At 38.1% G+C, this 12,019-nt stretch carries 10 protein-coding genes; 5 read left to right on the forward strand and 5 right to left on the reverse strand.

Features of this window, described 5'->3' with window-relative positions:
* Positions 1-316: 316 nt before the first annotated feature.
* Complete coding sequence (locus tag KCG35_RS15870) at positions 317-1,336, forward strand: hypothetical protein (protein WP_215820775.1); 1,020 nt, start codon at positions 317-319, stop codon at positions 1,334-1,336.
* A 47-nt stretch (positions 1,337-1,383) separates the two neighbouring features.
* Here the strand turns inward: KCG35_RS15870 and serA are convergent, their stop codons facing one another.
* Positions 1,384-2,613, reverse strand: a complete 1,230-nt coding sequence (gene serA / locus KCG35_RS15875; RefSeq protein ID WP_215820776.1) for a phosphoglycerate dehydrogenase — start codon at positions 2,611-2,613, stop codon at positions 1,384-1,386.
* Between the two features lie 364 nt (positions 2,614-2,977).
* Here serA and KCG35_RS15880 point away from each other — a divergent pair, with 364 nt between their 5' ends.
* Entirely contained in the window at positions 2,978-4,372 is a 1,395-nt protein-coding gene (locus KCG35_RS15880) for a D-2-hydroxyglutarate dehydrogenase (RefSeq protein WP_215820808.1), read from the forward strand.
* 82 nt (positions 4,373-4,454) lie between these two features.
* On the opposite strand, the gene KCG35_RS15885 is transcribed toward KCG35_RS15880, so the two are convergent.
* Positions 4,455-4,721, reverse strand: coding sequence for a DUF4404 family protein (locus KCG35_RS15885; RefSeq protein WP_215820777.1), 267 nt, complete (start codon positions 4,719-4,721; stop codon positions 4,455-4,457).
* Between the two features lie 214 nt (positions 4,722-4,935).
* On the opposite strand from KCG35_RS15885, the gene KCG35_RS15890 reads away from it, so the two are divergent.
* Positions 4,936-5,616, forward strand: a complete 681-nt coding sequence (locus tag KCG35_RS15890) for a fumarylacetoacetate hydrolase family protein (protein WP_215820778.1) — start codon at positions 4,936-4,938, stop codon at positions 5,614-5,616.
* Between the two features lie 75 nt (positions 5,617-5,691).
* On the opposite strand, the gene KCG35_RS15895 is transcribed toward KCG35_RS15890, so the two are convergent.
* Positions 5,692-6,801 carry a DUF3103 family protein gene (locus tag KCG35_RS15895; protein WP_215820779.1) on the reverse strand — a complete coding sequence of 370 codons (1,110 nt, stop codon included), beginning with the start codon at positions 6,799-6,801 and terminating at the stop codon, positions 5,692-5,694.
* 593 nt (positions 6,802-7,394) lie between these two features.
* Positions 7,395-7,748: a hypothetical protein gene (locus KCG35_RS15900; RefSeq protein WP_215820780.1), complete on the reverse strand. Its 354-nt coding sequence runs from the start codon at positions 7,746-7,748 to the stop codon at positions 7,395-7,397.
* 533 nt (positions 7,749-8,281) lie between these two features.
* Here KCG35_RS15900 and KCG35_RS15905 point away from each other — a divergent pair.
* Positions 8,282-9,073 (forward strand): GDSL-type esterase/lipase family protein, encoded by a 792-nt coding sequence (locus KCG35_RS15905; RefSeq protein ID WP_215820781.1) that lies wholly within the window; start codon positions 8,282-8,284, stop codon positions 9,071-9,073.
* Here the strand turns inward: KCG35_RS15905 and rtcR are convergent.
* Positions 8,988-10,592: an RNA repair transcriptional activator RtcR gene (rtcR, locus tag KCG35_RS15910; protein WP_215820782.1), complete on the reverse strand. Its 1,605-nt coding sequence runs from the start codon at positions 10,590-10,592 to the stop codon at positions 8,988-8,990. The two genes, KCG35_RS15905 and rtcR, sit on opposite strands and share 86 nt — an antisense overlap.
* Positions 10,593-10,764: 172 nt before the next feature.
* Between rtcR and KCG35_RS15915 the strand changes: the two genes are divergently transcribed.
* A complete protein-coding gene (locus KCG35_RS15915; protein ID WP_215820783.1) occupies positions 10,765-12,015 on the forward strand; it encodes an exonuclease SbcCD subunit D C-terminal domain-containing protein in 1,251 nt (416 codons plus the stop codon).
* Positions 12,016-12,019 lie beyond the last annotated feature (4 nt).

Here is a 12,019-nt window from a genome sequence, read left to right on the forward strand (position 1 = left end):
TTATGTCGTTTATGATTTCGTAATAATAAATATCTATTCTCTTGGCTGTAATAAAAAAGCCCCTTCTAAACTAGTATCAGTTCTCGTTATAATTTAGTTGTCGTACTAATAAGTGATAACATCACTTGTTAATAAAACTATTTTCCTTTCTTATTCGCTTATATCTGTGCCGTGTTTTGCTCAACCAGTAAGACTTAGTACATTATGTTTATTAGCAAACTGTAAAGATACATAGTTACTGGACTGGATAGGCTGTTATTTCAATAAGTAATTGAGCACGGACGAGACGCTAGCGTTGGCTGTAGAGATGATTGGCATGGACAGACAGTTTAAGTTGTACGCCTTTATTAAAGAAATAATCAAAGACACATTCTCCCTTAGTTGGCTTCTTTTTAAAGTCATGATTCCTGTGTTGATTATCGTAAAGATAATGCAAGAACTTGGTTTCATTGAGTACTTTAGCATGGCATTAGAGCCATTAATGGGGTTGATAGGCTTGCCATCGTCTATGGGGCTAGTCTGGGCAACAACGATTGTAACGAATATTTATGGTGGCATGGTTATTTTCTTTTCTATGCAAGAACCTATGACTGTGGCTCAAGTAACTGTGCTCAGCGCCTTGATGTTATTAGCACATGGCTTGCCGATTGAGGTGAGAATTACACAATTAGCAGGTCTACGTGTTTTATTTGTTGTCCTATTACGGCTAATTGGAGCCTTTATTTTTGCTTATGTGTTGCATGTTATTTACAGCAGTGGAAGTTGGTTACAAGAGGCGAATGTTATTATTTTTGAGCCTCAAGAGATAGATAACTCGTGGTTGGGGTGGGTTAAAAATGAAACTCTTAATTTAATTAAAATTGTTGGTGTTATTTTTTCTCTAGTTACATTGCTAAAGATATTACGCTTGGTTGGGGTTGAAAGAATTTTAATATTTCTTTTGAAGCCAGTTTTAAAAAGAATTGGAATTGCTGAAGAAGCGACAACAATTACTATTGTGGGGGTAACCTTAGGTTTAACCTTTGGTGGCGGACTGTTAATTCAGGAAGCGAATAAGGGACATGTTTCAGCAAAGGATATTTTTTTAGCAATGAGTTTGCTATCTATATGCCATAGCTTAATTGAAGACACTATTTTAACGTCTTTATTGGGGGGGCATATCTCAGGAATTTTATTTGTGAGATTAATATTTAGCTTATTGCTTATTTGGGGCTTGGCTTGTTTAGTGAAAAAATGCCAACCGAAAACGATGGAACGGTGGTTTATGAAGGATAAAAAAGAGGATTGTGATGGGCCTAGTGAACAGCCTTTAATTGAGAATAAACAAAGTACTTAAAACAAAAAAGCCAGGCATCTTGCCTGGCTTTTTATGTACACTGATTGTTAATAAAGTACACGGCAGCGGATAGTGCCATTGACATGTTGAAGTTTTTCTAGGGCTATTTGACTTTGTTCTGCTTCAACATCGATAACTACATAACCTACCTTATCTTTGGTATCAAGAAACTGTCCACTGATATTAATATTATTTTCAAAAAATATTCGGTTAATTTCTGATAGTACACCAGGAATATTTTTATGAATATGGAGAATTCTATGCTGTCCAGGGTGTGAGGGCAGGCCAACTTCAGGGAAGTTAACAGAAGTGATTGTCGTACCATTGTCACTGTACTTCACAAGTTTTTCTGCAACCTCTTTCCCTATATTTTCTTGAGCTTCTACTGTGCTTCCACCTATGTGTGGGGTTAGCAAAACATTATCTATCCCTCTTAATGGTGAGATAAACTCTTCAGTATTAGACTTTGGCTCGACAGGAAAAACATCAATCGCTGCACCTAGTAGCTTTTGGCTACGTAACGCTTCGGCTAATGCATCTATATTTACCACTGTGCCACGAGAAGCATTGATCAGTACACTGCCAGGCTTCATTGCTGCGATCTCATCAGGCCCAATCATGTATTTTGTGGATGGTGTTTCAGGGACATGAAGTGTAACGATGTCACAGAGACCAAGTAAACTTTTCATATCTGCCAGCTGAGTGGCATTACCTAAAGGTAGTTTGGTGACGACATCATAGAAGTAAACTTCCATACCAAGCGACTCAGACATTACGCTTAGCTGGCTACCGATATTACCATAGCCGATAATACCTATCTTTTTATTACGAATTTCATAGGCATTGGCTGCACTCTTTTCCCAACCACCACGATGGGCTTTCATGTTTTTTGCCGGAATAGTTCTAAGTAACAGAATTGCTTCTGCAAGGACAAGTTCAGCAACGGATCGAGTATTTGAAAAGGGAGCGTTAAAGACAACAATCCCTTTCTCCTGGGCAGAGGATAAGTCTACCTGATTAGTACCAATACAAAAGCAGCCAACTGCAATGAGTTTGTTAGCCGCTTCAAGTACTTTCGGCGTTAATTGTGTGCGTGAGCGTATGCCAATGAAATGAACATCTGCAATTTTTTCTTTTAACTCCTCTTCAGACAGTGCTGTAGAGAGGTGCTCAACATTGGTATAGCCATTAGCATTGAGTAGCTCAATCGCTGAAGGGTGAATACCTTCCAACAGTAAAAACTTAATTTTGTTTTTTTCCAAAGATGTAGTGGCCATATCAGGAAGTTACCATGGTCATGAATTCATCAGAGAGACAGGTTTTTCCCATAGTCCGGTACAACGAGCTTACATGGTAAGCATTATTATTATCAGCAGAGCGCACACACCATTTTAAATCCTTTTATTAGCACGTTCTGTTTAACAAATAGTTAGTTTGAGCGTAATAGGTAACAAAGTTGGTGTATCTAGCTACGTTCTCTGCATCGATGGCTCATTTCGCAAACTATAAGGGGGGATAATCATACCATAGTGTGTCAGAATTATGAGCAAGTAAAAGGATGAAACTTATTCAGTCACATCTTGAGAAAAGCTGAATAGGGATAAGGATCGTGAGAAAGTGAACGTTAGTGAGAGTAAACCAATGAGTCAAGCGGAAATCATAGCTCAACTAAAGGACGTCATTGTTGAGGGTAAGATACTTACTGATGCCGAATCACTTAGCTACTATGGTAAGGACTGGACAAAAGCATATAAGCCTGCCCCATTAGCCATTGTATTTCCTAGAAGTATTCCTGAAGTGCAAGCATTGGTTCGGTTTGCCAATAAGCATAATGTTGCCCTTGTTGCTTCGGGGGGAAGGACAGGACTAAGTGGTGGTGCAGTTGCAGCAGCTGGAGAAGTTGTAGTTGCTTTTGACTACATGAATAACATTACAGACTTCAACCCTATAGATCGGACTGTGATCTGTGAGCCAGGAGTAATCACTGAACAACTGCAGGCATTTGCCGAGGAGAGAGAGTTGTTTTATCCAGTTGACTTTGCTTCGGCTGGGTCAAGTCAGATGGGCGGAAATATTTCAACCAATGCGGGTGGTATTAAAGTTATTCGTTATGGTATGACCCGAGACTGGGTTGCAGGGTTAAAGGTTGTAACGGGTACAGGTGAGTTGCTTTCATTAAATAAAGCACTGGTTAAAAATAATACAGGTTATGACTTACGCCAGTTATTCATAGGTGGAGAGGGGACACTTGGCTTTATTGTTGAGGCTACGATGAAGCTGGTAAGGCCACCAAAAGACCTCACAGTGTTGTTGCTAGGGGTATCAGATATGACCTCTATCATGAATGTATTACATAGCTTCCAACAACAAATTGACTTAACTGCATTTGAATTTTTTTCAGAAAAAGCGCTGCAAAAGGTTGTGGCAAAAGGTGATGTTCAGCGTCCATTTGAGACTCAGGTAGATTACTATGCGTTGCTGGAATTTGAATGCTTAAATGAACAAATTGCTGAGCAAGCAATGGAGGTTTTTGAACTCTGCCTGGAGCAGGGCTGGGTTATGGATGGTGTGATGAGTCAAAGTTTGACTCAATTGCAGAACCTTTGGCGTTGTCGAGAGGATATTTCTGAAACTATTGCTGAGTGGACACCTTATAAAAATGATATCTCAGTTATTGTCTCAAAAGTGCCTGAGTTTCTTGCTGAGGTTGAACGGGTTGTTACTGAGCACTATCCTGATTTTGAAATAATCTGGTTCGGTCATATTGGTGATGGCAATATTCACTTAAATATTTTAAAGCCTGAGCAGCTAGATCAAGCAAGCTTTATAGAAAAGTGCCACCATGTTAGCCAGTGGGTTTTTGAAATTGTGGAAAAATATCAAGGCTCGGTGTCAGCAGAGCATGGTGTAGGCTTGTTGAAAAAAGATTTTCTACAATACACTCGTAGTGCTGTAGAAATTGAATACATGAAGGCTATCAAGTGTATCTTCGATCCAAACAATATTATGAATCCTGGTAAGTTGATTGACCTGTAAATAGAAGTAAAACTGTTTGACTGTGCCTAATGGGCTATTCATTTAGGCACAGTGCTATCAGACAAAGAACGTTTTGCTAGGACTATATTCCCATATTATTTAAAGTATCCAGTACTTGCCGTGTTGCAGAGGCAATAGCAGGGTGGCTTTCTGCAAACTTAATGGCTTCTTGTTCTAGACGATGCTTGAGTGCTTCAATGGGAGGCTCAGCTTTGGGAGAATTGATAGCTGTATTTATTTCGTCAGCTATTTGACGTAGTTCTGCTGTAGTACACTCATCAGCTGCCTCTACATCATCGATGACTTTCAGAAGCTCATCCATGTCTGGTTGCAAACGTTTTGGCGTCATAGCGGTCATCCTAAAAGCTTATGTATTTATAAAGATAATATGCCAGGATGTACTAATCTGGCAATTTTACTCTTTTCATTAACATGTGACATAAGGTTTTTAATAGTCAGTAAGACTTTTATGTGAAGAATAAAGCTTACGAACAAGTTTCTCTGAAAGAGTAGATGAGCTTTAAAGATATTTTCACTTATTAATCAATGAGGTGGGGGAGAGCGTGGTTCATTTTTTACGGTGGGATAATCAACAGCAGGTTGAGTGGCCATTAGGAAAAATTGTTTGTGTTGGAAGAAACTATGCAGACCATGCTGCTGAGTTGAATAATCCTGTACCAGACCAGCCATTACTCTTTATGAAACCAGCAACTGCTTATAGTGAAGTCACTTCTTCGGTGAAGATTCCGGTGAGTAAAGGTCGCTTACACTATGAAACAGAACTAGCACTATTGATTGGTAAGCCATTGTCGGCTTATACCAACACGAATCCAATTGATACGATTGCAGGGATTGGCTTAGCATTGGATTTAACCTTTAGAGATTTACAAACAACGCTTAAGCAAAAAGGACATCCTTGGGAACGAGCAAAAGCCTTCGATGGTTCATGCCCTATAACAAACTTTGTAGGTTACAACCCTGCTTGGTCTCTAGGGGATGTTGAGTTTTTTTGTTGGATTGATGGAGAGTTACGACAACACGGGCTGACTAAGGATATGTTGTTTTCTGTCACAGCGTTATTAGAAAGTATTAAAACTGAGTTTACCTTATTACCAGGTGATGTCGTCTTAACAGGAACGCCGGCAGGAGTGGGGCGATTACAAGGTAAGGAAGCTATTAGATTAATGTTACAGCACAAGCAGATTACTCTTTTGGATCAAACCTTTTCTACTTGTGCTGGGTAAGTCAATACTGCCCTAATACATTTAAAAAGAAAGTGTTTAGGGCAGCATGAGTGGTACTATATTCTTCTTAATAAGTTAGTAGGGTAATGTATAGGGCACAAGTGTTATTTGAGCATTGCTTGAGGCTCCATAATAGGCACTATAACTTCTAGCTCTTTCTAAGGTATAGAAAGAATCAACATAGTCGTCTTCATTGCTAAACCAATTATCAGGCATTGCTTCAACAATAGCTTGACCAATTCCTATAAGAATGCCAATTTCTGGTTGTCCTGCTGCGGATACAATCTTACTAACAGCCCCAATCAGTTGCTTAGAAAGTTCTTTATAGTTGTAATTGTCATCATGCTCATACAACATGATATTGGCAGCCCCAAAGCGATATTGCCCCCACATTAGCATGATTTGATTTGGATAATAGGTTTTTTTATCTTCATCTAGGTAAGGCATGTCGACAACGCTGAGTACTGCCTCGTTTTTTGTTGGATTAATCCCTGAAACAATGGCATAGATTTCAGAGCTGCCAAGAACCCAAGGTTCATGATCTTTGTTTAACCGTATTTCCGTCAACTTAGCTGTTTCACGCATTCTTTGATTGTTGTTACCACTGCTATATTGAGGAAGATCTTTTTTATTAAACTTTAATCCTGCTTTTGCTATTTCTTGGTTTAGAACTTTCAAGCCTGCCTGTAAATCTTTTTTACTATTTATATCGATAACAAAAACAGGTATGTCAGGCATTTCATTTGGATCTAAATAGTGCACATTTCCTTCTTTATCAAATGCTTCAATGGTTGACCAGTTTTGCTCATTACCATCTGGTACATAAGCTACTAACCAGTCGTCACCAGCCTCCCAGTCAGCAAGCATTGATTTATCAGCTAATCTTATTTGTAATAAATTGTCTTCGTATGTTGCAATGCCTTTTCTTTCCGAAAGGGACAGGTTTGCGGCGGAAACTTTTTTACTTAGATTTTGATTATTGGTAGTAGAAGTAAGCTGCTGTAAGCTCAACGATTGTTGATAACGATGAATATTCTGGCGCAATTGACTATCTATAACTTCACTCTGTAAAGCAATATCTTTAGCAAGTTCGCGAGTAATAGGGGCTATTTCAACAAACTCTGATTGAGCAAAGGTTACAGAAGATAGGCATGATAAGACAAAGCCTGCTAATGTTTTTCTCATTTAACACTCCTTGGTATTTACCTAATTGGTAGGCAAGGATGGTAGTTTTCATTAGTGAAGATAATATTATTAATATTTTAAATGCTGAATAAATTTAAAAATAATAACATTATCGATTTGTAAACTGAGTAGACACTATTAAATGAATACGCTTAAATTGTTTTGTTTCACATGTCAGTTATGGATTACAAACAACAGGCTAAGCGGTAGATATTTTTGCCGCTATTTTATTATTCTTTTGGAATTAACTAACACTAATGCACTTTTGGTGCTTGTTAGAGCAAAATACTAGTATAAATTACGCTTAAAATAATACTCAAAAAAGTGCTGCTGATTAATCCCTGCAGAGGTGCTTAACCAATAAGTAAATAATAACTTAAACTTTTTGTGGGTAATATTTTTAACTAAGCACTAATCTCTCTTTTGCTGAATGGTATAGCTCTAATTGTGCTTTTACTAATTAATCAAACTATGTTCTGGTTAGTTCTGTTGTTGATAAAGATCAAGTCATTAGTATCAGAAAAAATATTAAGAGCGCAAGCATTATTTTTGCACATTAAAAATAAAATTGAATTGTAATAAATGGTTAACAATTAGCGTGTGTTAATATACCAGTTGTTCTCTGTTTTAAGCTCATTACATAGATATCTTATTGCATAAGATGACAGAGAGGAATTATTCTTAGGCATACTATAAGAGACTACGATAGTTGACTCTTTAATCTGTACTTTATTGCCAATTGGTGATACAGAAATAATTGACTCTGCTGAAGATAAAAGTGACGTTTCATTCGATTGACAAATTAACACTCTATCAGGTGAAAAAACGCCGCCTTTACAAGAGAAGCCTATATCAGTCAAAACAGTTTTAGATTTATTTAATGCTCTATCGATAAATAGACTTTTATCATCATGACTGGTTTCTACAAAAGCTTGAACTGTACTCACTTGTTTCTTTGCTGAGCATGAACTAAGTAGGAATGTTGTTATGAAGATAAGGAGTATACAGGTGAATGTGAATAAAAAATGATTTGTCATATCTTCGTTGTTTGTTAAATCGTAAGTGTACTTCGATAAACATGATTGGTGCACTGATATCAATTGGCTAGTGCATACCTTATTTTTAGCCGCTTTTTTTATATGGTAAAAAGCTTACGAAAAAAAGACTGCTTAGGGAAGTTACTATTATAATATTTTAAGTAATATTTCGGATATTCGCACTGCATACTAAAGACGTTATGACACAATCAAAAGATGTTAGCTTTTGAGTTTATACTTTGTTTACTTAAGGTTTGTATTCTACATGGTAATACACGATGTAATATGACAACATAAAAACTAAACGAGTCGTAGTATTTTATCATATACAATGAACTTTGACTTTGAAGTGAGTCGCTATCTAAGTAAGAAAAATGATTTAATAGAATACTGATAAGTATCAGTATTAAACGCATGCTAAACGATTACCTACTGCCTACTGGATGGTAAATAAAAAACATACAGAATCACTGAGTAAACGAAAAGTTGTAACTGTCGTTTTATTGATGGTTACATGCTTAGCGATTGGATTTAAGTTAGGCTTAAACTCAGATGCTGACTCTCCATTAATATGGCAAGAAGAAATAGCAACGTTTCAAGCAGAAGACAGAAAGGATTCACCTAAGGCTGGTAGCGTATTATTTGTTGGTAGCTCAAGTATTCGCCTTTGGGAGACACTCGCTGATGACTTTGCTCCATTTAGTATTATTAAACGTGGTTTTGGTGGAGCAACGTTAAATGATGTGATCTATTATATTGAAGAAGTTATTTTTGCTTACCAGCCTCAGGCGATTGTACTTTATGTTGGCTCAAACGATATAAAGCCTCCCACACCTAAACCTCCAAAAGAAGTGTTGCAGCTAACGAAGCTCTTAGTCACTAAAATCCATAAGCGATTACCTTCAGTACCTGTATTTTACATAGCGATAAATCCTACACCAAAGCGTTGGCATTTATGGCCAACAATTCAACAAGCCAATAAGCTGATTAAAAACTATGCAGACAGAAAACCAAACATGATATTTATTGATAGCGCTGGACTCTTTGTGGACAAAGATCAAACACTTATACACTCTTTATTTAAAAACGATCAACTGCATCTAAATCAGACAGGTTATGCTCAATGGCTAGGAGCAATTAAGCCTGTACTTATGAAACACTTGATGAATGAAGCTGTTCAAAGCTCAAGTTATATTTTCCCAGGTATGTTCTCAGGCGGTGGGAATCGTTTGTAGTCTTTTTCTGCATTCTGGACACATTAAACAACTTTCTACCGGCTTCAGCTAAGTTTTTAGTGCTCAAGCATACCTCTATGACATACAAAAGCTGTTGTTGATCAAAAAGATCAATTTCTTCTAGCGTTTCTTTAGAAAGGAACTGCTGAAGCGTTCTAATTCGTTTATCGAGTAATGGTGTTGGCGATTGCCATGCTTTTTTGAGTCGGAGAATTTCTTCTTGTACGATATTTTCAGTAATCCGCCCTCCTGGTGCTAAGGTCGCCATTCTTAACACACATGCATTGAGATCCCGGAAGTTAGCTTTCCATAATGCAGCTGGTGATAAAGCAAAGTTTAAAAATAACTGTTTTGCATCACTATTAAATGTTACTAAGGAGCCATGCTGTTTGGCGAACTGCTGTAATTCATACTCAAGGTTTGGTTCAAGGTCTTCAATCCTTTCTCGAAGCCCTGGTAGCTCGTAGCTCCACAAGTTAATACGAGCCAGTAAATCTTCTCTGAACTTCCCTTCCAAGACAGCTTTGTGTAAATTTTGGTTTGTTCCAGCGATTAACTGGAAGTTACTTTGAATAGGCTGATCGCTTCCCATGGGGTAGAATGTCTTTTCTTCGATAGACTTCAAAAGCATAGCCTGCTCATCAAGTCCTAACTCGCCTATTTCATCCAGAAATAACAGTCCATCATGTGCCGTTTTTAATAAGCCCAAACGAGTTTGTAGTGCCCCTGTAAATGCCCCTTTTTTATGACCAAAAAGCGTCGACATAGCGTTATCGCCGTGTAATGTTGCACAGTTTACAGCGACAAACTCACCTTTAACTTGCCCTCGTTGTTTTTTTAGTGTGTAGATTTGTCTGGCTAGCTGTGATTTTCCTGCACCAGTAGGACCTGTGAGTAAGATAGGTGCAGAAGAGCGAATAGCGACTTGTTCAAGTTGGTTGATCAGTTTATTAAATTGAGCATTGTGGGTTGAAATACCAGATTTTAGTAATTGTTCTCCTGTCAGTTGTTCATGACGGAAACGCTGAGCTATTTGGTCATATTTAGATAAGTCCAAGTCGATGATGTGGTATTGCCCTTTGGCGCCAGCACTAGGTGAAGGCGAAGTTTGTAAAAGCTTACCAGGAAAATAGTGTGCTTCAGTCAGGAGGTAGAGGCAGATTTGAGCAACATGAGTGCCTGTAGTGATATGAATGTAATATTCGTCATTCTCGCGATCAAATGTATAGCTGTTCGCAAAGTCATGTAAAGCTCCGTAGACTTGTTCAAAGTCCCATGGGTCTTCCCAACTCACTTTATGGATGTTAACTACGGTATTGGGTGATACTTCATTAATATCTTCGGCTACTTTTTGCCCCATACGTGTATATTTGGGGTGAAGAATCATTTCAAATCGGTCAATGCTGAGTTCAGGGTGCATACAAACAGCCACGTTAGGGCGCCATTTATCCCAACGATTGTTACCACGGCCCTTTTGATCAAGTACTGTTCCCAAGAGGCTGATTACTACTGTAGCCATTTACTTATCCTGTCAGATATTTAATATCACATAAGATAATAGTAGAAAGGGTGGATCCCGTATATATGCCTTGATCAAACCCTTTAAAAATCGTGACTTTTACTAGTTCACATCGTTTACCTGTATTGGCAGGTTATACTGCAACAGATTTATTGTAAGGAAATCAGTACTGATGAGAATTCTTCACACTTCTGACTGGCATCTTGGACGTACCTTGTATGGCAAGAAACGTTATGCAGAATTCGAAGCATTTTTATCCTGGCTTATTTCGACGATCCAACAACATAACATTGAAGCTTTGTTAGTTGCTGGCGATATATTTGATACAAGTACTCCCAGTCATCGATCACAGGAATTGTATTATCGTTTTCTGTACGATGCTTCTGCAACCTGTTGTAGGCATATCATAATTATTGCAGGGAATCACGACTCTCCTTCATTTCTCAATGCACCAAAAACACTATTACGCGCATTAAATGTGCATGTGGTTGGCGCTATTACAGAAAGCCCTGAAGATGAAGTCATTACTTTGTATGATGAGTTGCAAATACCACACGCAATTATTTGTGCTGTACCTTATTTAAGGGACAAAGACATCCGTATGGTAGAGCCAGGTGAGACACTTGAAGAAAAAAATACAAAACTTGTCGAGGGGGTTAAGCATCATTACGAAAAGGTGTGTGCTATTGCTGAACAAAAACAAGCAAGCTACAAAAGTTCTGGATATACACATGTCCCCATTGTTGCAATGGGACACCTTTTCACTATGGGAGGGAAGACAATAGAAGGTGATGGTGTCAGGGAGTTGTATGTTGGGTCATTAGCTCATGTTGGAAAAAATGTTTTTCCATCTTCGATTGACTATCTTGCACTAGGTCATTTACATATTCCACAGTGTGTCGCTGATACACACCACATACGTTATTGTGGCTCACCAATTCCAATGGGCTATGGTGAAGCATCCCAACAAAAGAAGGTGGTTATTGTTGAATTTGACAACAGTGATAACAGGACAGCCTTAATTCATGAGTTAGATATACCTTGTTTTCAAAAGTTGGAGCGAATTTCAGGCTCATTCGCTGCGATTTTAGCTAGCATTGAGCAACTTAAAGCAGATAAAAGCTCAGCATGGTTAGAGATTGAGTATATCGGTAAGGAGATTGTTAGCAATTTGCGTGATATGTGTAATGAGGCGCTGAAAGGATCTGCTATGGAAATCCGTAGAATAAAGGATAAACGGGTTATAGAAGCTGTCATGCGAACGATGCAGGAGGAAGAAACACTTGATGATCTGAATGTAAATGAAGTGTTTGAGCGGTGTTTGCAAGCTAACAATATTCCTGTTGACGAGTACGCTGAACTCATAAGTGCATATAATGAAATCGTAAAGTCTCTCCATGAAGAAGACATAAATGCTGAATAGAGAG

Origin of the sequence: Zooshikella harenae (genome assembly GCF_018837975.1) — a bacterium.
GTDB classification, from domain to species: Bacteria; Pseudomonadota; Gammaproteobacteria; order Pseudomonadales; family Zooshikellaceae; genus Zooshikella; species Zooshikella harenae.